22 protein-coding genes and 2 other annotated features are annotated in these 24,243 nt (G+C 37.4%); of the genes, 7 read left to right on the top strand and 15 right to left on the bottom strand.

The window, feature by feature from the left end; all coding sequences use genetic code 11:
- Positions 1-187: 187 nt before the first annotated feature.
- From RV15_RS06270 to RV15_RS06235, 8 genes are all read right to left on the bottom strand, one after another.
- Positions 188-778, bottom strand: coding sequence for a phosphoribosylanthranilate isomerase (locus RV15_RS06270; protein ID WP_071877195.1), 591 nt, complete (start codon positions 776-778; stop codon positions 188-190).
- Entirely contained in the window at positions 775-1,533 is a 759-nt protein-coding gene (gene trpC / locus RV15_RS06265) for an indole-3-glycerol phosphate synthase TrpC (RefSeq protein WP_071877194.1), read from the bottom strand. Before trpC ends, RV15_RS06270 begins: the two co-directional genes overlap by 4 nt.
- Before the next feature lies 1 nt (position 1,534).
- Complete coding sequence (gene trpD, locus RV15_RS06260) at positions 1,535-2,548, bottom strand: anthranilate phosphoribosyltransferase (protein ID WP_071877193.1); 1,014 nt, start codon at positions 2,546-2,548, stop codon at positions 1,535-1,537.
- Entirely contained in the window at positions 2,532-3,125 is a 594-nt protein-coding gene (locus RV15_RS06255; RefSeq protein WP_071877192.1) for an anthranilate synthase component II, read from the bottom strand. Before RV15_RS06255 ends, trpD begins: the two co-directional genes overlap by 17 nt.
- Entirely contained in the window at positions 3,122-4,486 is a 1,365-nt protein-coding gene (gene trpE, locus RV15_RS06250; protein ID WP_071877191.1) for an anthranilate synthase component I, read from the bottom strand. Before trpE ends, RV15_RS06255 begins: the two co-directional genes overlap by 4 nt.
- Before the next feature lie 542 nt (positions 4,487-5,028).
- Positions 5,029-5,256 (bottom strand) — a binding site (T-box leader).
- A 70-nt stretch (positions 5,257-5,326) separates the two neighbouring features.
- Complete coding sequence (gene pepT, locus RV15_RS06245) at positions 5,327-6,577, bottom strand: peptidase T (protein ID WP_281246825.1); 1,251 nt, start codon at positions 6,575-6,577, stop codon at positions 5,327-5,329.
- A gap of 22 nt (positions 6,578-6,599) precedes the next feature.
- Positions 6,600-8,249: a peptide ABC transporter substrate-binding protein gene (locus RV15_RS06240; protein ID WP_071877202.1), complete on the bottom strand. Its 1,650-nt coding sequence runs from the start codon at positions 8,247-8,249 to the stop codon at positions 6,600-6,602.
- Between the two features lie 213 nt (positions 8,250-8,462).
- Positions 8,463-8,697 (bottom strand) — a binding site (T-box leader).
- Between the two features lie 101 nt (positions 8,698-8,798).
- Positions 8,799-9,599: a PHP domain-containing protein gene (locus RV15_RS06235; protein WP_071877189.1), complete on the bottom strand. Its 801-nt coding sequence runs from the start codon at positions 9,597-9,599 to the stop codon at positions 8,799-8,801.
- 188 nt (positions 9,600-9,787) lie between these two features.
- Here RV15_RS06235 and RV15_RS06230 point away from each other — a divergent pair, with 188 nt between their 5' ends.
- From RV15_RS06230 to RV15_RS06210, 5 genes are read left to right on the top strand one after another with little or no spacing between them, the layout of a single operon-like run.
- Positions 9,788-10,870, top strand: coding sequence for an ABC transporter substrate-binding protein (locus RV15_RS06230; RefSeq protein ID WP_071877188.1), 1,083 nt, complete (start codon positions 9,788-9,790; stop codon positions 10,868-10,870).
- Entirely contained in the window at positions 10,860-11,687 is an 828-nt protein-coding gene (locus RV15_RS06225) for an alkaline phosphatase family protein (protein WP_071877187.1), read from the top strand. Before RV15_RS06230 ends, RV15_RS06225 begins: the two co-directional genes overlap by 11 nt.
- 5 nt (positions 11,688-11,692) lie before the next feature.
- Positions 11,693-12,499 carry an ABC transporter permease gene (locus tag RV15_RS06220; RefSeq protein WP_071877186.1) on the top strand — a complete coding sequence of 269 codons (807 nt, stop codon included), beginning with the start codon at positions 11,693-11,695 and terminating at the stop codon, positions 12,497-12,499.
- Complete coding sequence (locus RV15_RS06215) at positions 12,496-13,353, top strand: ABC transporter permease (protein ID WP_245791260.1); 858 nt, start codon at positions 12,496-12,498, stop codon at positions 13,351-13,353. Before RV15_RS06220 ends, RV15_RS06215 begins: the two co-directional genes overlap by 4 nt.
- Positions 13,334-14,347 (top strand): ABC transporter ATP-binding protein, encoded by a 1,014-nt coding sequence (locus RV15_RS06210; protein ID WP_071877184.1) that lies wholly within the window; start codon positions 13,334-13,336, stop codon positions 14,345-14,347. Before RV15_RS06215 ends, RV15_RS06210 begins: the two co-directional genes overlap by 20 nt.
- A 350-nt stretch (positions 14,348-14,697) precedes the next feature.
- On the opposite strand, the gene fitD is transcribed toward RV15_RS06210, so the two are convergent.
- The 4 genes from fitD to fitA all read right to left on the bottom strand — a co-directional run bounded on the left by fitD (position 14,698) and on the right by fitA (position 18,646).
- Positions 14,698-15,663: an iron chelate ABC transporter substrate-binding protein FitD gene (gene fitD / locus RV15_RS06205; RefSeq protein ID WP_071877183.1), complete on the bottom strand. Its 966-nt coding sequence runs from the start codon at positions 15,661-15,663 to the stop codon at positions 14,698-14,700.
- Between the two features lie 315 nt (positions 15,664-15,978).
- Complete coding sequence (fitC, locus tag RV15_RS06200; protein WP_069639184.1) at positions 15,979-16,737, bottom strand: iron chelate ABC transporter ATP-binding protein FitD; 759 nt, start codon at positions 16,735-16,737, stop codon at positions 15,979-15,981.
- Entirely contained in the window at positions 16,734-17,702 is a 969-nt protein-coding gene (gene fitB, locus RV15_RS06195) for an iron chelate uptake ABC transporter family permease subunit FitB (RefSeq protein ID WP_071877182.1), read from the bottom strand. Before fitB ends, fitC begins: the two co-directional genes overlap by 4 nt.
- Complete coding sequence (gene fitA / locus RV15_RS06190) at positions 17,699-18,646, bottom strand: iron chelate ABC transporter permease FitA (protein WP_071877181.1); 948 nt, start codon at positions 18,644-18,646, stop codon at positions 17,699-17,701. The genes fitB and fitA overlap by 4 nt, the downstream gene beginning before the upstream one ends.
- Before the next feature lie 677 nt (positions 18,647-19,323).
- Here fitA and RV15_RS06185 point away from each other — a divergent pair.
- Together RV15_RS06185 and RV15_RS06180 are read left to right on the top strand one after the other, a co-directional pair.
- Complete coding sequence (locus RV15_RS06185; RefSeq protein ID WP_071877180.1) at positions 19,324-19,770, top strand: YueI family protein; 447 nt, start codon at positions 19,324-19,326, stop codon at positions 19,768-19,770.
- A gap of 15 nt (positions 19,771-19,785) precedes the next feature.
- Positions 19,786-20,193, top strand: a complete 408-nt coding sequence (locus RV15_RS06180) for a hypothetical protein (RefSeq protein ID WP_071877179.1) — start codon at positions 19,786-19,788, stop codon at positions 20,191-20,193.
- A 172-nt stretch (positions 20,194-20,365) separates the two neighbouring features.
- On the opposite strand, the gene RV15_RS06175 is transcribed toward RV15_RS06180, so the two are convergent.
- The 3 genes from RV15_RS06175 to RV15_RS06165 form a co-directional block, all read right to left on the bottom strand.
- Positions 20,366-22,366 (bottom strand): ABC transporter permease, encoded by a 2,001-nt coding sequence (locus RV15_RS06175; protein WP_071877178.1) that lies wholly within the window; start codon positions 22,364-22,366, stop codon positions 20,366-20,368.
- A gap of 3 nt (positions 22,367-22,369) precedes the next feature.
- Entirely contained in the window at positions 22,370-23,128 is a 759-nt protein-coding gene (locus RV15_RS06170; protein WP_071877177.1) for an ABC transporter ATP-binding protein, read from the bottom strand.
- 122 nt (positions 23,129-23,250) lie between these two features.
- Positions 23,251-24,243, bottom strand: coding sequence for a sensor histidine kinase (locus tag RV15_RS06165; RefSeq protein ID WP_071877176.1), 993 nt, complete (start codon positions 24,241-24,243; stop codon positions 23,251-23,253).

The raw sequence follows: 24,243 nt of genomic DNA, 5'->3' as shown, positions 1-24,243 counted from the left end.
AAACATGAAAGTGGTCCTCTTTACCACATTCAGATTTTATCTTTTTTCCGAAAGGCTAGCCCGTAAAGCTAGATAATATAAAAGCTGAATGGGCCGCTTAGTATCGACGAAAAATAGGAAAACATGAAAGTGGTCCTCTTTACCACATTCAGGTTTTATCTTTTTTCCGAGATACTGACTCATAAAGCTAAGTAACTTTCTTTAGAAAAGCAATGATTTTTTCAGGATCTTTTACGCCATTTGTCTCTACTCCACTGGACACGTCAACGGCGTAAGGATTGAATCTTCGCTTAGCTTGCAGAACATTTTCAGTAGTTAAGCCTCCTGCAATAATTATTTTTCTATTTTTAATGAGGCTCGTATCTAATTGCTGCCAATCAAAGACTTGACCGTTACCACCGACAAACTCCTGTGGTGGTGCATCAAAAAGCAGAAAATCTGTCTCTGGTTCTTGTCTAAGGGTTTCTTGTATTGCCTTATTAACAGGTATTGCCCGAATGACTGGAACTGACAATTTTTCTGTCATTAAAATACCATGGATCTGCACGATATCAAGATTAGCTTGCTGAATGACGGTTTCAACTTCTGCATAACTAGGCGAAACAAAGACCCCAACTTTTTTAACTTCTTTTGGTACATTTCTCGTGATTTCTTTTGCTTTTTCAGGTGTAATTTGACGTTTACTCTCTGCAAAAACAAAGCCAAGATAATCTGCACCAAAGTTCACTGCTAAATCAACGTGTTCTTTCGTTTTTAATCCGCAAATTTTGACTTTCATCGCAAAACCTGCAATTCTTTGACCTTTTCTTTAGGATCATTGGTTTTCATTAATCCTTCGCCTACTAAAACGGCTTGATAATTTTCTTTTACCAGTTTGACTTGTTCAGCCGTTGAAAAACCTGATTCACTAATGTAAACCGCATCTGTTTCTTGTTTTTCACCTAGGGTTTGACTAACATCTAGCGAAACCTTAAATGTTTTCAAATTGCGATTATTCACACCGATCAGTTGCGCCGACAATTCTTCTGCGCGTCTTAGCTCTTGTTCATCATGAACTTCCACAAGTACTTCTAACCCCAGTTCAATGGCTTTTGTATATAGTTCTTTTAACTTTTGCTTAGACAATGCTGCAACGATCAATAAAACGATCGTCGCGCCAGCATTTCTTGCTCGAATAAGTTGTTTTTCATCAATGATAAAATCCTTACATAAAACTGGAATACTCACTTGTGCCGCAACTTGGCGCAGGTCTTCAATCGATCCTTTGAAGAAATGTTCGTCTGTCAATACTGAAATAGCCGTAACGCCTGCTTGCTCATAGGCTTTTGCCTGATCGATGACATTGACTGACAAATTGATTGCACCTTTAGATGGTGATGCTCGTTTGACTTCTCCAATGATATGCATTTTCTCAGGATGTTCTTTGACTTGTTGATAAAACGAGTATGTTTCTCGCAGTGGTTGAACTATTTCTATGGGTGACTCTTTTACTTCTTGTTGTTTGGCATTGATAATTTTTTCTAGAAAATCCATCTTAAGCAACCTCCTTTTGCACTTGGATCAGCTGTTCTAGTTTATAAAAAGCGGCTCCACTTGCCACACATTCTTTCGCTAATACAATTCCTTCTTGAATTGTTCCCACTTTACCATTACTGAAAAATCCTAATCCAGCATTCAATAACACTGTATCCAAATAAGGGCTTGCTTGATTCTTTAAAACAGACAATAGCGTTTCTGTATTTTGTTTCGCATTACCACCACGAATGGCCTCTAAAGGAAGACGCGCAAACCCAAATTCTTCTGGTTCGATCGTATGCATCGTGATTTGGTTATCTTCTAATAAGGCAAAATGTGTCGTTCCTGCAAGGGAAGCTTCATCCAAACCACCTGCTCCGTTAACAACTACTGCACGACTGCGACCCAATTCACTCAACGTTTTTGCCGTTTCTTCCAATAAATCGCGACGATAAGTACCCATTAATTGTGAAGTCAGTGCGACTGGATTGGTTAATGGACCGATCAAATTTAAAATGGTTGGTGTTCCTAATTCTTTCCGGACTTTCATGACATATTTCATTTTTGGATGCATATGGGGGGCAAATAGAAAGGCCAGTCCCACTTCATTAAGGATCAGACTTGTTTTTTCTGGTGACAAGTTGATATCTACACCTAAACACTCAAAAATATCTGCACTGCCCGACTTACTAGAAATACTGCGATTACCATGTTTGGCAACCGTTACGCCGCCCGCAGCTAACACAAATGCCGCTGTTGTACTAATATTAAAACTGCCTGAGCGATCCCCGCCTGTTCCACAATTGTCCATCACATTTTCTTTTTGACAATCGATCATTACGGCCTTTTTTTGAATCGTATCGGCGATTCCAGCCATTTCTTCAGCCGTTTCGCCTTTGCATTTTAGTGCTGTTAAAAAGGCTGCAATTTGGCTATCCGTTAATTGACCTTCAAAGATTTTTTCGGCTACTTGCTCTGCTTCTAAACGTGTTAGGTGTTCATTCTTGTATACCTTCTCAAATAGTTCGTGCATAGCGTTTTTCCTCCATTAGTTGGATAAAATTTTTGATGATTATGGCTCCACTTGGTGTACCGATCGATTCGGGATGAAATTGAAGACCAAAAATCGGGTATTCTTGATGTTCGATTGCCATAATTTCCTGATCATCCGCTGCTAATGCTGTAATCATAAATTCTTTTGGTAGCGTTTGTTGATCGATGACTAAAGAGTGATAACGCATAACAGTGTTTTCAAAATGAGTGCCTTTAAACAGTTGATTATTCCGATTGACCTTGATCACTGATTGTTTCCCGTGCCGAACTTCTTTCGCTATTATTACCTGAGCACCAAACACTTCTGCAATCGTTTGATGCCCCAAGCAAATGCCTAACATGGGTTTGCTTTGATAAAATTGTTTGATTACTTCTTTTACATGCCCCGTCTCTGTCGGCGTTCCAGGACCTGGTGAAATGACGATCGCTGTGGCTTGTTCTACTAATCTAAAAATATCGTCTGAATCATTGCGGACAATGGTTACGTCCTGTTCAAAGCCAAGTAATTGAGCCAGATTATGTGTAAATGAATCATAATTATCGATCAGTAAAATCATTTTCCCACCTCCAAAAGTGCTTTGGCCTTTTGCAACGTTTCTTCATATTCTTTCGTAGGGTCAGAATCATAAACGATACCCGCTCCTGCTTGTACATAGGCTTTATTTTTACGGATGACCATCGTTCTTATTGCAATGGCAAAATCGGCTTGGTCATTTTTAGATAAGTAACCAACGGCCCCTGCGTAGATATTTCGTTTAACTGGCTCGATTTCGTAAATCCGTTGCATTGCTCTAATTTTTGGCGCGCCACTGACTGTTCCAGCGGGTAACGTTGCTTTTAGGGCATCCATTGCGGTCAATTCTGGTTTTAGTTTGCCAGTTACGACTGAAACTAGATGCATTACAAAGCGATACTTTTCAACAATCATATAAACGGGAACTTCGACAGATCCAATTTCACTAATTCTCCCTACATCGTTTCGTCCTAAATCAATCAACATTAAATGCTCTGCGCGTTCTTTTTCATCGGTGAGTAGCTCTTGTTCTAATGTCAAATCTTGTTCCACTGTTTGCCCTCGTTTACGTGTTCCGGCAATTGGATTTGTTGTTACGATTTGATTTTTGACACTGACTAGACTTTCTGGTGAAGAGCCGATCACATACGTTTCACCAAAATCTAAAAAATACAGATAGGTTGATGGATTAGTGACTCGTAATCTGCGGTAATAATCAAACGGCTCTTCTTCAAAATCAGCTGTTAAACGTTGTGAAGGGACCATTTGGAATAGATCACCTTGCTTGATATAGTCTTTTACTTTGGTAACTACTTGTTCAAAGCTTTCTTTGGTAAAGTTGCTTTGGTAGTTCAGCTTTTTTAAATGGATTACTTTTTGTTCTTCTACGTTAGGCGTTTGCAATTCGTTTATTTTTTGCTTGATGGCTTCGTTTAATGCTTCTTCGCTTCGATTTGAGTAAGTGTCAGCTTCGACTAAAAAGATTTTTTCACCGACATGATCAAAAATCAAATAGGAATCGAATAGATAAAAGTGGATATCAGGAACATTCAATTCATCAAATGGCAGCTTGCCTAAATCTTCATAGCAGGCAAGCACATCATAGCCGACATAACCGATCGCACCACCTTGGAAAGGCAGTTCTTTTACGAGTTCTTCTTTCTTCAATACATATTTTTCGATTTCTTTTAATGGATCTTTTACCGTATTGGTTTGTCCATCAATCGTTAGTTGGTGACCAAAACAAGTGATTTCAGAAACGGCATCCCAAGCAATGATCGAATAACGCCCTTTGCTTTTATCTCTAGGAATACTTTCTAAAAGGCATTTGTTTGTCCCATGGATTCTTAAGAATGCGGATACCGCTGTTAGATAGTCGGCTTGGATTTCTTTGATCAATTGCATATGATTTCCTCTTTTCTAGTTTTTGTTTGTTTTGGAGTTTGATGAGATCGTATTGCTGTGTAGTGATTCTCACTAGTATGGTGACTTCTCTCTCTTTGCATGCCTTTGTGCATCATCTACTCTGGAAAAAACAATCGTAGGCCTTTAATTCTTAGTGCTTTAGCTCTTAGATAGTGTGGAGATTGAAACGCAGTATCGTGATTCACTAGTAAGGTGACTTCTCTCGCTCTGCTCGCCAAGTACTATTCATCATCCACTCTGGCGAAGCCAGTCGTGGTGATTCACAGCAAAAAGCCCTCACAAAACAGAATTTTATCTGTTTTGTGAGGGCGAATAATAGTATCCACGGTACCACCTCAATGAAAAGTGTATTTCTTTTTAAGTAACCTTAGGACTTCTGTCCACTATTAACCGATTTGGTTCAGAGCGTGTAGTGATCCCTGGTAAAGTTACTTCTCCCTCTTAGCACACCTTTTACTGTAAACCACTTTTTTTTCACGCTTTACAATAAAATAAGCCCCCAAACCACACAAAATCTGTGGTTTGAGGGCGAAAAATTCACGGTGCCACCTCAAGGTTGAAAGAAATTCTTTCCTCTTATCAGTCGTCTATCAACGACCTTACTCTATAACGGGAGTTCCCGAAAATGCCTACTGAGATTCAACATTTCGCTCGAAAGTCCATTCACAACCCATCCCTTACTGATTCGCAGTCCCATCAGCTCTCTGAAAAGTTCCAGTGTTGTTACTCCTCTTTCTCAAAGCTTTGCTATTGAGGACAATCATATTGGAAAACCCTAATGTTGTCAACTATTTTTTATATAAAAATTGACTTTTTCTCTTAAATCTTTGATTTACCAACGTTTTCCTTGATGATTTCGACAATTGTTTTCGCTGCTAGTTCCATTGCTTCAAGCGTAATAAACTCGTATTGTCCATGGAAATTCTCCCCGCCTGTAAACAAGTTGGGGGTTGGAATACCCATAAATGAAATTTTAGAACCATCTGTTCCACCACGGAAAGGTTGAATATCCGGTTTGATTCCTAGATTTTCCATCGCTTTAACAGCAAGCTCTACAGGTGTCAGATCTTTTTCGATAATCTCTTTCATGTTGTAATACTGGTCTAGAAATTCTATCGTGATCCGTTCTTTGTCGAATGATTTATTTAATTCGCTGACAATTTGAGCAAGTGCTTGTTTTCTTTGTTGGAACAATTCCTTATCATGGTCTCGAATGATATATGTCAACTCAGCATGATCCAAACTTCCAACAAATTTTGTCAGTAAATAAAACCCTTCATGACCTTGTGTTTTTTCTGGCACTTCATCTTTTGGCAATTGAGCATCTATTCTCTCACCCAATTTGATGGCATTGACCATCGTGCCATATGCTGTTCCTGGATGAACACTGGTTCCTTCGATCGTGATCACCGCTTGCGCCGCATTGAATGTTTCATATTCAAAGCAACCGACTCTGCCGCTATCTATTGTATAAGCAAATGCTGCAGGAAAATTCGCCGCATCAAAACGATCTGCGCCACGTCCAATTTCTTCATCTGGGCCAAAAGCTAGCAATACTTTTCCATGAGGAATTTCAGGGTGCGCTAGTAAATACTCGACTGCAGCTAGAATTTCTACGATTCCCGCTTTATCATCCGCTCCTAACAAGGTCGTTCCATCTGTTGTGATCAAGGTTTGACCGACATAATCTTGCAGATTGGGAAACTCTTCAGTTGCCATGATGATTCCTAGTGCTTCATTCAGTACAACATCCTGACCATTATAATTTGGAAAAATGTTTGGCTGAATGTTATTAGCATTATAATCTGCTGTATCCAAATGAGCAATAAACCCGATTGTTGGTACTTCTTCATTTGTTGTTGCTGGTAAAACAGCTGTTAAAAAGCCGTTGCCCTCATTATAATGAATATCAGAAAGTCCAATTTCTGCTAATTCTTTTTCAATGATTCTTGCAAAATCCACTTGTCCAGGTGTTGTGGGAACTGCCTGACTGGCAGCATCAGAGCGCGTGTTGACTTTGACATATCGGATAAATCGTTCTAATAGTTGACTCATTATTTTACTCCTCATTTCAACAAATTCGCAAAACTGGTTAATTTTCTAAATAAGCCGTTCTCAGATTGAAATAATCCCCATACAAATGATAGCTGATTCCTTTGATTTTTGGATTGATCAAGTAGTTAGACGCACTTTGGTAAAGCGGTACTTGAGCAGCATCTTGATCCAATAAAATATCTTCAGCTTTTTTATAGTCATCAAATTGTTTATTCGGCGTATTTGCATTGACCGTACGTGCATCTGTAATCAACTTATCATAGTTAGCATTTCTGTATGAACCATAATTATAGGCAGATTCTCCAGCATATAAGTTAAAATATGAATCTAAATCACTACTACCAGCGATCCACCCCGACAATGAAAGTTCATAGTCTTTATCTTTACGTGTTTGCAATAGATTATTTTTTGGTTGTGCATTGATCGTGATTTCTAAGCCTTTTAAATTTTCTTGTAACTGGCTTTGAACGTATTCAGAGATTTTTTTTCCGTTATCATCATCTGAAACCAATAGTGATAGTTTAATTTTGTCCCCTAAATCAGCTTTGGCTTTTTCCCACTCAACTTGCGCCTTTTTCACATCATGAACTAAATGGTCACCGCTAAATTTTCTAAAGTCTTCAGAGGTTTCAGGATTTTTGTATAAATCACTTGGAATCAAACCGTTCAATGGTTTTGAGCCATCGTTTAGTACACTCTTTGTTAAGGCGTCTTTGTCGATTGATTGAGCGATTGCTTTTCGTAAATGAATATTCGCAAGGGCCGTTCCTTCTTTTTTATTGAAGTCCAAATAATTGTTTGCTACATCTGAATGCGTTACATAACCCGCATCGTCGCTATATTGTTGAACATACTGACCACTGATTCGAGTCAAATCTAATTCATTTGATTGATATAAATTGATTCCTGTATTTTCTTCTTTGATTGTATTCACTTTGACTTCTTCTAGTTTCACTTTATCAGCATCATAGTAGTCAGGATTTTGCTTTAATGTCCATGTATCGGATGAAGCATCCCAATCGGTTAAGATGAATGGTCCGCTGTAAATCAAATGGTCGCTATCTGCCGCATACTCTTTTCCTTGTTTTTCAACATAAGCCTGATTTTGCGGTGCTAACCAACCTATTGAAACAACTGCTAAAAATGATGGTTGCGCTTGTTCTAATTGGACTTCAAATTCTTTCTCACTTGGGGCTGAAAGACCAATTTCGTCAATAGATTTTTCACCATTACGGATTGCTTTACTGTTTTTCACATTATCTAACAAATAAGCATTTGGGCCGATTGTTGCTGGTGTTACTAGTTTTTCCCATGAATAAAGAAAATCTTGTGCGGTGATTGGCTCACCATTGCTCCATTTTATATCATCTTTTAGTGTAAATTTATATGTTAAGCCGTCTTCACTAATATCGACTTTTTCTGCTAATCCCGGAATCGGTGTACTATCATCATCAAACCGATATAGCCCTTCAAAAAGATGCTGAACGATCGTAAAGGTGTTTTTGTCCATTGTTTGTGTCGTATCTAATGTTGAAAGTGGTGCCGGTGAGCTGATTTCAATTTTCTGACTCGCTGCGATCGTCCCGTCTTCGCTTTTGGTTGTCTCTTTTTTGTCGTTGCTACCGCCACATGCTGCTAGTAATAATCCCGTTAATACTACACTTGCGACTAATAATTTTTTCTTCATTTTGTTTCCCCCTTCAGTATCTGTATACATTAACTACTCCTACCATGTTTGTGTAGATGTCAGAAAAGCTGAGTATCGATGAAGATAGATGTAACTTCTCTCCCTTTGCACGCCTTGTGCTGTTCATCATTGAATCACTTTGTTCTTCGTGATTTACAACAATGAGATCGAAACGAAGTGTAGTGATGAACAGCAAAAAAACTCTCATCCTCATAAAAGGACGAGAGTTTTAAACTTTCGCGGTACCACCTTCAATTGACTTTATAAAAAGTCCACTCTTTCAGTACAAACATACTGAGGCGCTATAACAGGCGCACCTGAATTGATCTCAGCGTGTTCGATCAATTTGTTCAAAGGCCATTTTCTTTTCCATATTCACTGTCTCTTTCCACCAGTCGAGACTCTCTTTGAGTTATCTGAAAAATACTTTCCTTATCTTCACATTTAATTTTAATAGATAATGTATTATATGGATTGTAGCATAAAAGCAGAATCAGCGTCAATATGGGTTTATAAAAATGAAGCAACATTTTTTGCTTGTACCCAGTACTAGCTCATCGTTATTGTCGGAAGCTCTGTTACAAAACGTTCTTTCCCTTGAAAAACGGTCAATTTATCTATACCTATATTTTTTAGCAGCAAAGACATTTCATGAAAACCGTTTTGATAATCTGCAGCCACGTGAGCATCCGACCCTAAGGTAAATTCTTTTCCCCCTAAGCTTACATATAGCGGCATCGCGTAAGCATAAAGCTCTGCATTATTGTATTTAAGAAAACTTTTAGCATTTAACTCAACTGCCATCTCTAAGTCAATGACCTTTTTGAAAATTTCTATCAAAAGGTCTTCATAGTTTTCTTGTAACTCTTTAACAGTAAAATCAAATCGCCTTAATCCATAATCAAAATGAGCCAAAATATCTCCTTCAAAAAAAGAATCTAAGACAGTTGACATCTGTTGAAAGTATTCCTTGGCTACAATATATTTTCCTTTCGCTAAAACAGCATCGTCCATGTAATCAAATCGACCATTTTGATGAATACTCATGATTTTCACATCATATGGGCGCTGACTAAGGTATTCTTTGATCATCGCTTCTTGACCTGGAACAACCCCAATTTCAATTCCTTTTAAAAATTCAGTCTTTGGGACTACCTGAGTTAATTCCTTTAATTTTTTTAGATAGGCTTGGTAATCTGGAATATCATCTCTGAAATTGGAATAAGGATTTTTCAAATCAAAATGATCCGTTGAAACAAAAAAATCGGGTTCATTTTTCAAATAGTTTTCAAATACTTCTTCTGAATCAAAAGAAAAATAAGTATGCACATGCTGATCATAATAATTCATCATTATAGCCTCCTTCTCATTATCTTTAGCATACAGGAAAATCAATATATTGTAACTGTTCTGTTTCATTTTTTTTATTAAAAACAAAATTTTTACGTTATTTACTTGCTCTTTACGATAAATTTACATGTGATTAACAAGCGTTTGTTATGATCCAAGTAATCAAATGAAAGAGGTGTCAGAAAAAATTGAAAAAGTTTATTTTAGGTTCAACTGGGTTACTGTGTTTTAGTTTATTAGCTGTAGGATGTGGTTCAAGCAAAACAGAAACGTCACAAGCTGTTTCTGATGATACATTAGAAGTGATTACTGAAAAAGCAAAAAAAGAGGGCTCTATTGCAAGTGTTGGAATGCCTAATACCTGGGCAAACTGGGTGGGTACTTGGCAAGATCTTGAAAAAAAATATGGGATCAGCCATGTTGATACAGACATGTCCAGCGCAGAGGAATTAGCAAAATTTGATTCGGAAGGAAAAAGTGGGACAGCCGATATCGGTGATGTTGGGATTAGTTTTGGGCCACTTGCTAAGAGTAAGGGACTGACTCTACCATATAAAACAAGCTACTGGAAGGACATCCCAGATTGGGCAAAAGATAAAGATGGTGACTGGTTATTAAGTTATACAGGAACCATTTCTTTTATGACGGATAAAAATAATGTTAAAGAGGCCCCTAAGAGTTGGAAAGAATTGTTAAGTGGAAAGTACAAAGTGAGTATCGGCGATGTTGCAACGGCAAACCAAGCCCAATTTTCAGTATTAGCAGCTGCAATCGCAAATGGTGGCAGTGAAAAAGATATTCAGCCGGGGTTGGATTATTTTAAAAAGATTGCTGAAAATGGACGATTATCTACCGTTGATGCAAGTGTTGCAAATCTTGAAAAAGGCGAAATTGACGTTGCTGTAATGTGGGATTTCAATGGACTGAATTATCGCGACCAAATTGAGCCTTCCCGTTTTGATATAGCCGTTCCAACAGATGGTTCAGTTATCAGTGGCTACACAACAATTATTAACAAAAATGCTCCTCATCCGAATGCCGCGAAACTTGCTCGAGAATATATTTTATCTGATGAAGGGCAAATTAATCTGGCTCGCGGATATGCACGACCAATTCGTTCAGTGAAACTGCCAAAAGAAGTGGAAGAAAAACTATTACCTGATTCAGCGTATCAAGCAGCTGTTCCTGTAAAAGATAATAAGGTTTGGGATAACACTTCAGCCGCGCTTCCAGAATTATGGCAATCAGAGGTGCTAACTTATGCAAAATGAATCATTAGATAAGCTGATCTTGGTTATTTTAGATGGCTGTCGCTATGATACCGCGCTTGAGCAACTCGGCTTCTTGAATCATTTAATTGAACACAAGCAAGGTCGCTTATTTCAGGTTCGTGCAGAAATGCCCAGTAATTCTCGTCCTCTTTATGAAGTACTAATGACCGGTGTACCAACCTATCAAAACAAAATTTATAGCAACCTTAGCTGTCAACGTTCAGAGCACGTATCATTATTTGATCTAGTCACTCAGGCTGGCGGAAAAACTAGTGCAGCTGCTTACTTTTGGTTCAGCGAGTTATACAATCAAGCTCCTTACAATATAAAAACAGACCGCATGCAAAATGATCCCTCCCGCCTCATCCAACAAGGGATTTTCTATAGCGATGATACGTATCCAGATTCACATTTATTTGCAGATGCTCATTATTTACTGAACTCGTATCAACCTGATTTTATGGTGGTTCATTCAATGAATATTGATGACACTGGTCATAAGTACACAGCAACATCTAAAGAGTATCAAGGAGCAGTGAATCGAGCGGATCTTTTATTAGCTGAGTCTTTACCCGACTGGATCGCAAAAGGGTATCAAGTGATTGTCACAGCTGATCATGGTATGGATGGGTTTGGTCTACATGGCGGAAGTCTTGAAGGTCATCGAAAAGTCCCATTTTATCTTTTTTCTAAAAAAAGTCAATTGATCTCTTCAGAAGAACTCAGTCAATTAGAAATCGCACCTTTATGCAGTTTCTTATTAGGTATTGCTCCTGCTGAAACAATGAAAGATATTCAGCATCTATGGGAGGAATAGCGTATATGAAAAAACATTTACCCGTATTGCCTCTAGGTGTTTTGTTTGTTTCTTTCCTATTTATTCCATTATCTTTGATGTTAATAGGCAGTTTTCGATCTGATTTAACGAATCAATGGACTTTTACAAATTACACAGAAATTTTCAAGAATGCATATTATAATCAGGCTTTTGTTAACAGCTTGTTAATTGCATTAGCTTCCAGTATTTTAGGCTTAATCGGAACATTTTTATTATGTCTTTGCCTTTTGAGTTTATCTACACATATACAAGAAAAGGTGGCCTCTATCTCAAACTTGGCAGCTAATTTTGCTGGTATTCCTTTAGCTTTTTCTTTTATTATTTTACTAGGAAACGTAGGCGTTCTTAAACTAATGATTCCAATTTTAGCTAGCTTTAATCTATATTCATGGGTAGGCTTGACCATTGTGTACGTTTACTTTCAGATTCCTTTAGGTATTCTCTTTTTATATCCCAGTATCAAAGAAGTAAAAAAGGAATGGCTTGAATCGGTCTCCTTGTTAGGCGGATCGAGCTGGTATGCATGGCGTAAAGTTGCCTTTCCGTTTTTAAAACCTTCTATTGCCAGCACCTTTGTCATTTTGTTCGCTAATGGCATGGGCACTTATGAAACAGCTTATGCTTTAACTGGCAATAATATTAATCTTCTAACCGTTCGGATTGCGGCTCTGGTTTCTGGAGATGTTTTTGCCAAGCCAAATCTTGGAAGTGCCTTAGCTGTACTGTTTGGTTTAATTCTTATTTTAACGATGATTAGTGTCCAATGGAAAGGAATGGTAAAAAACAAGTGAAAAAAGCCGCTATAGCAATTATTTTAGCCTGTTTTTCTCTTTATTACTTACTACCGCTAATAGGCACGGTTCTGTACGCAAGCTCAACGAAATGGTCAAAATCACTACTGCCTGATGACTTCACGTTTAAATGGTTTCAACAATTATTTAATGATCCTACTTTTTTAGCAGCCGTTGGGCGTTCTTTTTTACTATCAGTACTTGTCTTATTAACTATTTTAGGCATTATGGTACCTAGTATTATTTGGATCAATCTTTTTCTCCCTCGTGTTAGTCAGATAATGGAAAAATTGGTTTTACTACCTTACGCAATTCCAGGAGTGATTCTAGTCACAGCCCTATTGCGCACCTATTCAAAAACATCCATTCCAATGTTTTTTGTATTGATTGGCGCTTTATTTATTTCCGCACTGCCGATAGTTTTTCTTGGTATTACAAACCAGATGCGTTTGATTAATATGAAAGAGTTGCTTGAAGCCGCTTCGACTTTAGGAGCACCTACACCTATGATCATACTTCGTGTGCTTTTCCCAACAATCCGAACGGGAACCATCTTAGTCTCCTTAATGATCTTCTCCTCGGTATTTGGTGAGTATCTGTTAACGAATCTTTTGATCGGAGGTAGATTTGAAACCGTTCGGATCTATATGCTACGGAGAATGAATGAAAATGGACATTTATCCAGCGCTGTCATCGTTCTTTATTTTCTGTTTATACTAATCATTGCATTACTGACTTTTGTTATGACCAATCGACAAAAAAAACAAGTCGTGCCAATCAAGCAACGCTATAACAGGCAAAGTAGAACTTTAGAAAAAGGAGTTGTTGTAGATAATGTTCTTGAACATTCGTGATGTCACACTTTTCTTTGGTGAAAATCAAGTATTAGCTATTGATGACATCTCTATAAATGAAGGTGAATTAGTAACATTGTTGGGTCCTAGCGGCTGTGGTAAATCAACCTTGCTTCGCTGCATTACAGGGTTAGAACAGCCAAAAACAGGAAGCATACTATTAGATGGTCAAGAAATCCAAGCAATACCTACCAAAGATCGAAATATTGGTTTTGTATTTCAAAACTACGCACTATTTCCTACAATGTCCGTGTTCGATAATGTAGCATTTGGCTTAAAGATCAAAAAAATGAAGTCTGAAGAGATTAATGAAAAAGTATTTAAAATTCTAAACTTAGTGAACATGACCGAGCATGCAGACAAAAATGTACAGTTACTATCAGGCGGACAAAAACAACGGGTTGCTTTAGCCCGTTCACTTGTGACCGAACCGAAAGTATTATTGTTAGATGAACCATTAAGTGCTCTTGATGCTCGGATCAGAAAACAACTACAGCAAGATATCCGAAAGATTCAGCAGGAATTAAAGATGACAATGATTTTTGTAACCCACGATCAAGAAGAAGCGATGAGGATCAGCGATCGAATTTTTGTACTGGAAGCTGGACGTGTTTCACAAGTTTCAACACCTGAAGTCCTTTACCAAAAACCAGATAATGCCTTTGTTGCTGAATTTATAGGAAATTACAATAAGTTTGACTGGTTGGAGTTAGCTGCCTACACAGATCATTTTTCAGGCAATGGAAATCGCTTTGTTTACTACCTGAGACCTGAATTGATTCAATTGGAAACCATTGAAAAAGCGATCAAAATACCCGTTACGTTAGAAGAAACCATTAATTTAGGAAATATCCAGCGGTATGTTTTTCATAGCGATACGGGAAAAAAAATCATTGTTGATCGATTAAACAATGAATATCTCCAGCTATCGGGAGACAATCTTTACATCAATCAGGAGGATATTATTCAAATACCTCTAGCCTATTCTAGCTAGTAAAAAACTCTTATACGTAAAAAAGAATCGCTTTACATGCGTGGCTGGGATATAACGCTGCGAGTCACATCCTAGTCACTTTATTTATCTTTCCACATCCCTCGATTTAGATAGCGTTGTTCGAATTAATTAAAAAAAGTTGTAATACTCTGAATCAACTGAAAACTAGGTAGACTCTTACTACGCGAGCAACTATTCTCTTCTAAAAAATCATTGAAGATAGATTCAAATCAATGATATCCTTATTTTTAGCAAACAAAAAAACATCAACCGATTCTCTTCACGTATTTCTATACGTTATAGAATTGAATTTAGGTTGATGTTTTTCTTTATTATTACAACGTTTTTCTTTATTTCAATGCTTTTTGTACATCTTCAATCATCAAGTGTGTAGACTCTAAACCACCACCACTTAAGTACCAAACGTCAGGTTGTAAAGAAATTACTTTGCCATTTTTCCCAGCATTGGTTTGTTTTACTAATTCATTGCTTTCTACATTATCGTTGGTATCATCGCCACCGATTGCTTTTGTACGGTCAACAACAAATAAGATATCTGGATTTTTTTCTAAAACATATTCATAAGAAACACTTTGCCCATGAGTTGAGGCTTCAATGGCATCATCTGCTTGCTTGAAGCCGAATGTATCATGCACGATACCGAAACGAGAACCTGTGCCATACGCTGAAAGCTGTCCTTCATTTACTAAAACAACTAACGCTTTGTCATCACTTGCTTGTGCTTTTTCTTTAACATCGGCAATTTCTTTTTCTAAATCAGCAATTTTTGTCTTTGCTTCATCTTTTTTATCGAAAATTTCAGCTAATGTTTCAATATTTTTCTTTGTAGAATTCCATGTGTCTTTAGCATCTACAGAGAGATAAATAGTTGGAGCGATTTTGCTTAATTTATCTTGGAAATCTTGTTGGCGACCAGAAATAATGATCATGTCTGGTTTTAGTTGATTGATTTTTTCTAAATCTGGTTCTTTGATGCCGCCAGCTGATTCTACTTTTTTGTAGCTATCTAAATATTTAGGCAAGTTTTTTGTTGGCGCACCAACAACTGTATCACCAACACCTAATACGTCCATCGTATCCAATGAGCCATTATCAAAAACAACGACTTTTTTAGGGTTTTTAGGTACTTCTACTGAACCATTTGAATCGTTTACTGTGATCGTTGTTGCTGCATCTGAACTTGATTCTTTCGAAGCTGAACCGCCTGTTGCTTTGTTGCCGTTGTTGCCACATGCACCTAAAGTAAGGAGTGCGATCATTGATACAGTTGCTAATGCTAAAAATTTCTTTTTCATTTTATTTCCCCCAGTTTAATTAATGTTTTTAAATTTTTCTACCATAGATTAAAAAGTTTGTTCCGCTTTTCTTGATCCAGCTGCACACGTTAGCCTTTTCGGCAATAACGAATAAAAATTCGCAGAGAAAAAAACTCTGCTAAAATTTTTATTCTTATATTGCTCAAAGCCTGAGCAAACGTGTTCCGCTTTTCTTATGATCTAGCTTCGAGCGCTAGCTCTTTCGGCAAATAGACAAAATCATTTCAAAGGTAAAAAACACCTTTGAATGATTTTCCTAATTTGCTCAAGAGCTGAGCAACGCTCTCCGCTTTTCTAGTTAAAATACATACAAAATCTTTTTCCTTCGATCTCACAAATTCGGATATTCATATCGTAAAGTTTATTCAAAACTTCGGATTGGATAATATCATCGGTACTACCATGGGTAAATAGTCGACCATCTTTCATTGCGACGATCTCATCTGCGTAGCTCGCTGCAAAATTGATGTCATGTAACACGATGATGACGGTTTTACCAAATTCATCCACCAAACGTCGTAAGGTCTGCATCATTTGAACGGCAAAATTCATATCTAGATTGTTCAATGGCTCATCTAGCAAAATATAATCCGTATCCTGCGCTAAAACCATTGCAATATACACTCGCTGTAGTTGTCCACCTGACAATGTATCGATCAATTCATCTGCCAAATCCAGCAACCCAAGATTTTCCATCGCTTCTTCGACTTTTTCATGATCTTCTTTTTTCAAACGTCCTTTACTATAAGGAAAACGCCCAAAATTAACTAACTCTCTAACAGTGATTTTTAGATTAATGCCATTCGTTTGTTTTAAAATCGATAGCTTTTTAGACAGTTCACTTTGTTTCCACGTTTTTACTTCATTGTGATCTAAATAAATCTCCCCTGTGTCTTTAGGAATCAAGCGGCTCATCATTGAAAGCAGCGTACTTTTCCCTGCTCCATTTGGTCCGATAAAAGCTGTTAATTTTTGCTCTGTAATCGGCAATTGGACCTCTGAAACAACAATCTTTTCACCATATCTTTTTGAAACATTTTTGATTTCGATCATCTGCGCTGCTTCCTTTCACTAATAATCTTTCCGACAAAATAAACACCGCCGCCAAATTCGATCACAATACTTAACGTCGTATTCAACTGAAACACTTGTTCTACAAGAAACTGCCCAAATACTAATAATAAGATCGACAATAAACTACCGCCTAAAAATAACTCACGATGCCGATAGGTACCCATCAGCTGATAGCTCATATTTGCTACAATAAACCCTAGAAACGTCACTGGGCCTACCAAAGCAGTGGACAATCCAATCAATCCACTAATGACGGTCAGTAATACAAACTGAAATCTCGGAACATTGATTCCTAAGCTAGTTGCTTGCTCATTGCCTAAATGCAAAACATCTAACGCATGACTTTTTATCCATAAGAAGCCCACCAAAAACGTGATCAAAATCCCTGCAATCAGCAGATGCTGACTATTCACATTACCAAAACTGGCAAATAATTTCCCTTGCAGTAAATCATATTCATTTGGGTCCATCACAACTTGTAGAAACGTACTGATACTATTGAAAAATGTCCCTAAGATAATCCCGATCATCAATAATAAAAACAGATCGTTCCCGCCTTTTTTCAATAAAAAACGAGACAACAGAATGCTTGCACTTACCATTAGCAAAACATTCAAAATAAACGTAGCAATCGTTTCATTGCCTAAAAGCTGTTGCCCACCTAAAAAGAAGAACAACAAGGTTTGAATAAATACATACAACGAATCTAAACCTAAAATATTCGGCGTCAAAAAGTGATTCTGTGTCATCGTTTGAAAACTGATCGTTGAAAATGTTGCAGCAATTCCCACAAAAACAAAAGCCAGTAATTTTTTCCCTCTAAGCTCTAAAGCAAAGGCCCAATTTCCATATGTTTTATATGACAGGTACAAGGCACAAACCGCAATCACGGCGATCAATAACAAGATGATTTTCACCGCTGATGACTGGAAGAATTTTTTCATGCTGTTTTCCTCCTCATCAATAATGCGATAAAGATAAAGCTGCCTAACACGCCTACTACCACGCTTACTGGTACTTCGTATGGCGCAATCACCACACGGGCTAACACATCACACGCTAGTAAAAAGATACTTCCACCAACGGCTGTGATTGCCAGTGTATTTTTCATATGATCCCCATAGCGCATCGACACCAGATTAGGAACGATCACGCCTAAAAACGGAATATTTCCCACCATGATCAAGACAACGGCACTGGATAATGCCACGATCCCTAAACCAAACAACTGAATACGCTGATAATTCAAGCCCAGATTCGTTGCCATATCTTCGCCCATTCCGACTACTGTAAAGCGATAAGCAAAAAGATACGTCACGATCAATAACGGAATCGTCAGATAAAGCAGTTCATAATTGCCTTTCATTACTGTGGAAAAATTTCCCTGTAGCCAGGAAGACATATTTTGAACAAGTTGAAATTGATACGCAAAAAATGTCGCCACTGAACCTATGATATTCCCAAACATCACGCCGATCAGTGGAATCATGACTTGATTTTTTGCAGGTAAAAACCGTGTTAAATAAATAAAAGCTAACGTTCCGCCAAAGGCAAACAAAAAAGCAATAAAGGAGCGAAACAGTAATGGTGCTGTGGGGAAGAAAATCATCACAACCAAAATCCCTAGCCTTGCACTATCCATCGTCCCTGCCGTACTTGGCGAAACAAATTTATTCTGTGTTAAATGTTGCATGATCAATCCGGAAATACTGATCGTACTTCCAGCAATCACCAAACTAATTGTTCGTGGCAATCGTGTTGTTAACAATACTAATTGTTGCTGTGAATCCCATTGAAATAATTGTGTCAGAGAAATATCTTTCACTCCGACAAAAATCGATGATACAATCAAAAGGAGTAAGAGAACAAATAGGCCTATTTTTTTCATATACTTGCTCCGTTTTTCTACTTGCTAGAATGAAATCTTCGGAAAAAAGATAAAACCTGCTTGCGCCCAAATGCGGCACACTCATGTTTTCCTATTTTTCTGTCAGAACTGAACGAGCTTGTTCAGCTTTTCTCTTTGTCTAGCTTTACAAGCTACTTCTTCGGAAAAAAGATAAAACCTGCTTGCGCCTAAATGCGGCACACTCATGTTTTCCTATTTTTCTGTCAGAACTGAACGAGCTTGTTCAGCTTTTCTCTTTGTCTAGCTTTACAAGCTACTTCTTCGGAAAAAAGATAAAACCTGCTTGCGCCTAAATGCGGCACACTCATGTTTTCCTATTTTTCTGTCAGAACTGAACGAGCTTGTTCAGCTTTTCTCTTTGTCTAGCTTTACAAGCTACTTCTTCGGAAAAAAGATAAAACCTGCTTGCGCCTAAAAGCGGCACACTCATGTTTTCCTATTTTTCTGTCAGAACTGAGCGAGCTTGTTCAGCTTTTCTAATTGAGAATGATTTTCATTCTTACCTATTAGTCTATGCGAAAATCTTAGGAAAAGCAATACCTTTTTAGCTTTTGTTCATTCTCAATTAGCAAGAAAATACAGGTTTACCAAACGTTTTCTATTTGTTCTGTGCTATAATTTGAAATAAGAATATATGGAAGCAGGTTAGATAATTAATGGCACAAGATGACTTACAGAAACATTTAGATAATGCAATGTATGGCACCCCGCTACTAAAACCAGAGGAACAACGCAAGTATATGGGCACCTTTCGTGAAAGATGTTACCTAACAATGACGATTGCGCAAATGAAAAATGCAGAAAATAAAACGAATTTTTTAAAAGAACTTGAACAACATCCTGATGCAACTGTTCTTTTAAACGGCGCAATGGCAATTGATCTACAGTCTGCTTATATTAAATTGATCAACGAACGAAAAATAAGATTTACCGTAGTTAATGATTTTGTTGAGAATACACCTGATGCTCTAGGATTGATTTTAACTGCAAAAGAAGCGGTCAATGAGCCAACGATTGATATAGAACAAAAATATCCGAAACAAGCTTCAACGAATCAAACAGAACAACCCAAACAGAGTTTCTGGCATAAATTATTTCATTAAACAGGAGGAACTATTATGGTAAACCCAAATTTATTGAAACAAGATTTAGCAGATGCATTGAATGCTCATATCAAATTATTACGTGAAGTGGAACAAATTGAAGCGGATCATATGGATGCTTTTACATTTATGATGCGTAGTTTCGGTTTTATGTTGGACCGATCGCCAAACGTGTTGTTGGGAAATAATGATGAAGAATTGCACTATATGCTGTTTCAATATTATAGTTTACTAACAGAATTAAAGTATAATCTGATTTTGAATTATCCCTATGCTCGTTTGCAACATAAAACAATGCTCGAGGTCGTTAATGTCTTTCCAACAACCTATGAGCGTGAAATGAAGCAATGGTGGGAAGATAAGACCGGACTTGAGATTGAAGAGACAAAGCAGACGATTGCCATTAAGGAATTAGAGTATTAATGCCTGAAACTTATTGAGTACTACGACAAATAAAATAGCAGACTGAAAATCCTTTTTACGATTTTCAGTCTGCTATTTTTAGATAATGAAGAGAATTTTCCTTGTTCACTAGCTTATTGAACTAACAGCTATTAAAGTGAACCCAATTTTATTTTACACTACGCTTCCAGTTTTATCGCTCAACTAGCTGATAATACACTTTTGACGTACGCCAATAGATCACAAAGTACCCTAATGAGAAAATCAATACACATATAATCGTTATGATGGTCAAAAGATTCGCATTCATCAGCCCAAACATCACCAGTAATTTCTTAATGATCGGAAAGGCAAAGCTTAAATGAATCACTGCGACAATGATTGGTAAAAAGAAAACCAATATGATTTGCTGTTGAATCGCTTTTTTGACTTCCTTATGACTTAGACCTACTTTTTGCATAATCATGAAACGGTCGCGATCATCACTGCCTTCTGAGACCTGTTTATAATAGATGATCAACGTTGTTGCTACTAAGAAACTCACCCCAAAAACGATCCCTAAGAAGAAAAAGCCGCCGTACAATGAACGCATCTCTTCCCGATCTTGATCAATCGAAGTAACTGATAATGAGCGTTGTAACTCTTCATCGCCTGATGTCAGCTGCTGAAATCTTGCTTGCAAGGCCTTTGTAATATTCATTCGCTGATCTAATGACCCAGCTAATTCAAAACTAACTATGGGAAGTGGAGCTGGAACAAATTTAAAGACCGCTTCGTTAAAGTCTTCTGCCAGCTCACCATAAAAAGTTGGATCTGCACGTTCATCTGGTACCACAAGAATCAATGAACCTAACACTGCATCCTCTTCTTTAGGCGCAAACACAAACTGTTCAAGTGTGCCTTTTACTGCAAACTCCTCACTGCCGATCTTGATCCTTTTTTCTTCATAATTTCCCGTAACTGGATACACGTACACTTCATTTTCGGTTAAAGTCAATGTTGTATCTTCCAAACGATTGTATTCACTTAACGCCAGAAAACGAATACCAACAATTTTACTATAATTTGAAAAAGCTTCTTTCACAGGAACAAAAACATCTGTCTCTTGTTTCATTGTTACTAGATTACCTGAAAGTGTGACGTATTTAGTTCCTTTGACTGCTGAATTTTGCCCCTTCACCACTTCATTGATAACTTGCTTCGTTTGCGCCACAGGCAAAGCGACTTCAACAGAATTTTCAAATGGGTTCCTACTTTGAATGATTTTTTCCTGACCAATATATAAGCAAACAGTAGAAGAAATCGTTACTAATGCCATTGTACATAAAATGGAAATCGTTGCTAGACCTGCTCCGTTTTGTTTCATCCGAAATATCATACTAGAAATTGAGATAAAATTATTTGGTCGATAATAAAATGTTTTATTTTTTTTCAATAATTTTAATAGCGTAATACTACCTGCAATAAAAATACTATATGTGCCGATGATGACTAAAATTACCGCGATAAAAAACTGTGTTAAGGCTTCCACTGGCGAACTGATCGTTAGCGAAATCCCATAGCCGACAGCCAAACAAGCAATACCCACTAGACTAAACAGCCATTTGGACTTAGGTTCTTTTTCTCCTGAACTCGCTTGTCCAAGTAATTCAATCGGCTTGGTTTTTCTAACCTCCCAAGCATCGTATACAAACGTCAGCATAAAGATACCTAAAAATAATAGCGTCACCTGACCTAAAGATGCCAAAGAAAACTCATAAACAAAATCAGCACCAAAACCTGTCAAACGTTTTAAAATCAAGAACATCAATTTAGAGAAAATAGCACCTGTCACGAGGCCGATGATCAGCGTAACAAACAGAGTAATCAGATTTTCAAACAGCATCATCACAGTCAGATTTTTCTTATCCATACCTAAAATATTGTATACGCCCAGTTCCTTTTTACGGCGCTTCATCAGAAAACTATGCGTGTAAAACGTAAAAACAACTGTAAAAATCATAATGATCTTACCGCCTAAGTTAAACATCACTTTAAGCGATTCAGCTCCTCGCAAATGCTCCAGCCCCTGATTATTCCCCATCACCTGCATGATCATATTTAAAACGACCGTAAAAATCGCTGCCAAACAAAAAGGGAAATACACCGTCCGATTTTTCTTGATATTACTGTAAGCTAAACGTAGATATAACATGATTTAGACTCCTTTCGCTAACAAGGACGTCATTGTTTTTGAAATAGCACTCAACAGCTCATCATGGGTCTTTTGACCTCGATACAGTTGGTGAAAGACTTGCCCATCTTTGATAAATAAAATCCGATTAGCATGACTAGCTGCGATCGCACTATGGGTAACCATTACAATCGTTTGATTTTGTTGATTGACTTCTTGAAATAATTGCAACAAATTCTCAGAACTTTTCGAATCCAAAGCGCCCGTCGGCTCATCGGCTAAAACTAGCTGTGGTCTTGTGATCAATGCCCGCGCTGCAGCTACTCTTTGCTTTTGACCACCAGAAATTTCATAAGGGTATTTTTCTAGCAACTGATCGATTCCCAAAATTTTAGCTAAAGGCTCGATCCGTTGATTCATTTCAGTCACCGGAACTTTAGATAAGACTAGGGGTAAAAAGATATTGTCTTTGACAGAAAAATTATCTAGTAAATTAAAATCCTGAAATACAAAGCCTAAGTTTTTACGGCGAAATGAAGCTAATTTTCCTTCAGGTATCTCCGTAATGTTTTCTCCATTTAATAAAACTGTCCCATTTGTCGGCATATCCAAGGTGGCTAAAATATTCAGTAAGGTACTTTTCCCCGAACCTGATTCGCCCATAATTGCAATATATTCCCCTTCTTCTACCTGAAAAGAAACGTCCTTTAATGCCGTCACTTGATTGCCGCTAAATCGTGTTTGATAAATCTTTTGGATATGGTTCACTTCTAACATTGCCATTACAATCGCTCCTGCCTATAATTTGTCTATAGATTCACTATAAACAAAAAAGCAGTCAAAGAACACTTACACTTCGACTGCCAACCTTACATTGAGGTAAGGTTCAACTATAACGGAATTACTCATTCCATTTCAAATACTTTCTGGGTAAGTTCTAGCCTGACCTTCGTCCCAATTCCTACCTCTGATGTGAGACAGATTTGATGCCCTAATTTAGTCAAAATCTCTTTGCTCATAAACAAGCCCAGACCAGATGCTTTTTGATACGTTCTACCGTTAAAACCTGTGTAGCCACGCTCAAAGACCCGAATAGCATCCTCAGCTAAAATACCGATACCTGTATCTTCAATGATCAGCTCAAACGGCGTGTCATTATTCATATAAACCTTGATCCCACCTTGATTTGTATACTTGATTGCATTAAACAACACTTGCTCCAATACAAACTGTAGCCATTTTTTATCACTGATAATGATTTGATTTGTCGGTTCCAATGAAAATGACAGGTTCTTATGAATAAAAAAGACAGCATACTTCTTCACGGTATCTTTCACTAATTGATCTAACTTGATTTCTTCAAAGACAAAATCGGTTTCGGTATGATTCATTCGCAAATACTGCAGCATCATATCTAAATACTGATCGACTTTAAACAGTTCCTGTCTTAAAACCGTCTGATCTAACTCATTTTCCTGCATTTTCAAATTCAACACAGCAATTGGCGTTTTGATCTGATGACTCCACATACTATAATAATCCATTAACTGCTGATTAGCGGCTTCAAGTACGTCAACATCCGCCCGATATTCTTTTTCAAGTGCTACAAGCAACTGCTCATAATCTTTTTCTAACAAAGAATAGCTTGTGTTTCTTTGAAATTTTTGCAACTTAGGTGCTTGAATCCCTTCTCGGAGCTGCCGGTGTTTTCTGGCATAAAAGCTAAATTGAATGGTCATTACCGTTACGATCAATAACGCAGAAAAAAGTAGCGCATCACTGTAAACAAACAATGGAATCTCATAGAGGAAAAAAGTCGAAGCAAATAACCCAATGATTCCTATATAAGTAAAAATAGCTAAACGTTTATCGAGTATGTACTGAAAAAATAATTTCAT

Source organism: Enterococcus silesiacus (assembly GCF_001886225.1).
Taxonomy (GTDB): Bacteria; Bacillota; Bacilli; order Lactobacillales; family Enterococcaceae; genus Enterococcus_L; species Enterococcus_L silesiacus.
The sequence above is the reverse complement of the archived record's forward strand: the minus strand, read 5'-3'. Positions and strand labels throughout refer to the sequence as shown.

What these genes read in the sequence shown, in the direction of transcription:
- RV15_RS06270 (WP_071877195.1), bottom strand. Translation starts at nt 778, where the DNA reads ATGAAAGTCAAAATTTGCGGATTAAAAACGAAAGAACACGTTGATTTA.
- trpC (WP_071877194.1), bottom strand. Translation starts at nt 1,533, where the DNA reads ATGGATTTTCTAGAAAAAATTATCAATGCCAAACAACAAGAAGTAAAA.
- trpD (WP_071877193.1), bottom strand. Translation starts at nt 2,548, where the DNA reads ATGCACGAACTATTTGAGAAGGTATACAAGAATGAACACCTAACACGT.
- RV15_RS06255 (WP_071877192.1), bottom strand. Translation starts at nt 3,125, where the DNA reads ATGATTTTACTGATCGATAATTATGATTCATTTACACATAATCTGGCT.
- trpE (WP_071877191.1), bottom strand. Translation starts at nt 4,486, where the DNA reads ATGCAATTGATCAAAGAAATCCAAGCCGACTATCTAACAGCGGTATCC.
- pepT (WP_281246825.1), bottom strand. Translation starts at nt 6,577, where the DNA reads ATGAGGAGTAAAATAATGAGTCAACTATTAGAACGATTTATCCGATAT.
- RV15_RS06240 (WP_071877202.1), bottom strand. Translation starts at nt 8,249, where the DNA reads ATGAAGAAAAAATTATTAGTCGCAAGTGTAGTATTAACGGGATTATTA.
- RV15_RS06235 (WP_071877189.1), bottom strand. Translation starts at nt 9,599, where the DNA reads ATGAATTATTATGATCAGCATGTGCATACTTATTTTTCTTTTGATTCA.
- RV15_RS06225 (WP_071877187.1), top strand. Translation starts at nt 10,860, where the DNA reads ATGCAAAATGAATCATTAGATAAGCTGATCTTGGTTATTTTAGATGGC.
- RV15_RS06220 (WP_071877186.1), top strand. Translation starts at nt 11,693, where the DNA reads ATGAAAAAACATTTACCCGTATTGCCTCTAGGTGTTTTGTTTGTTTCT.
- RV15_RS06210 (WP_071877184.1), top strand. Translation starts at nt 13,334, where the DNA reads ATGTTCTTGAACATTCGTGATGTCACACTTTTCTTTGGTGAAAATCAA.
- fitD (WP_071877183.1), bottom strand. Translation starts at nt 15,663, where the DNA reads ATGAAAAAGAAATTTTTAGCATTAGCAACTGTATCAATGATCGCACTC.
- fitC (WP_069639184.1), bottom strand. Translation starts at nt 16,737, where the DNA reads ATGATCGAAATCAAAAATGTTTCAAAAAGATATGGTGAAAAGATTGTT.
- fitB (WP_071877182.1), bottom strand. Translation starts at nt 17,702, where the DNA reads ATGAAAAAATTCTTCCAGTCATCAGCGGTGAAAATCATCTTGTTATTG.
- fitA (WP_071877181.1), bottom strand. Translation starts at nt 18,646, where the DNA reads ATGAAAAAAATAGGCCTATTTGTTCTCTTACTCCTTTTGATTGTATCA.
- RV15_RS06185 (WP_071877180.1), top strand. Translation starts at nt 19,324, where the DNA reads ATGGCACAAGATGACTTACAGAAACATTTAGATAATGCAATGTATGGC.
- RV15_RS06180 (WP_071877179.1), top strand. Translation starts at nt 19,786, where the DNA reads ATGGTAAACCCAAATTTATTGAAACAAGATTTAGCAGATGCATTGAAT.
- RV15_RS06175 (WP_071877178.1), bottom strand. Translation starts at nt 22,366, where the DNA reads ATGTTATATCTACGTTTAGCTTACAGTAATATCAAGAAAAATCGGACG.
- RV15_RS06170 (WP_071877177.1), bottom strand. Translation starts at nt 23,128, where the DNA reads ATGGCAATGTTAGAAGTGAACCATATCCAAAAGATTTATCAAACACGA.
- RV15_RS06165 (WP_071877176.1), bottom strand. Translation starts at nt 24,243, where the DNA reads ATGAAATTATTTTTTCAGTACATACTCGATAAACGTTTAGCTATTTTT.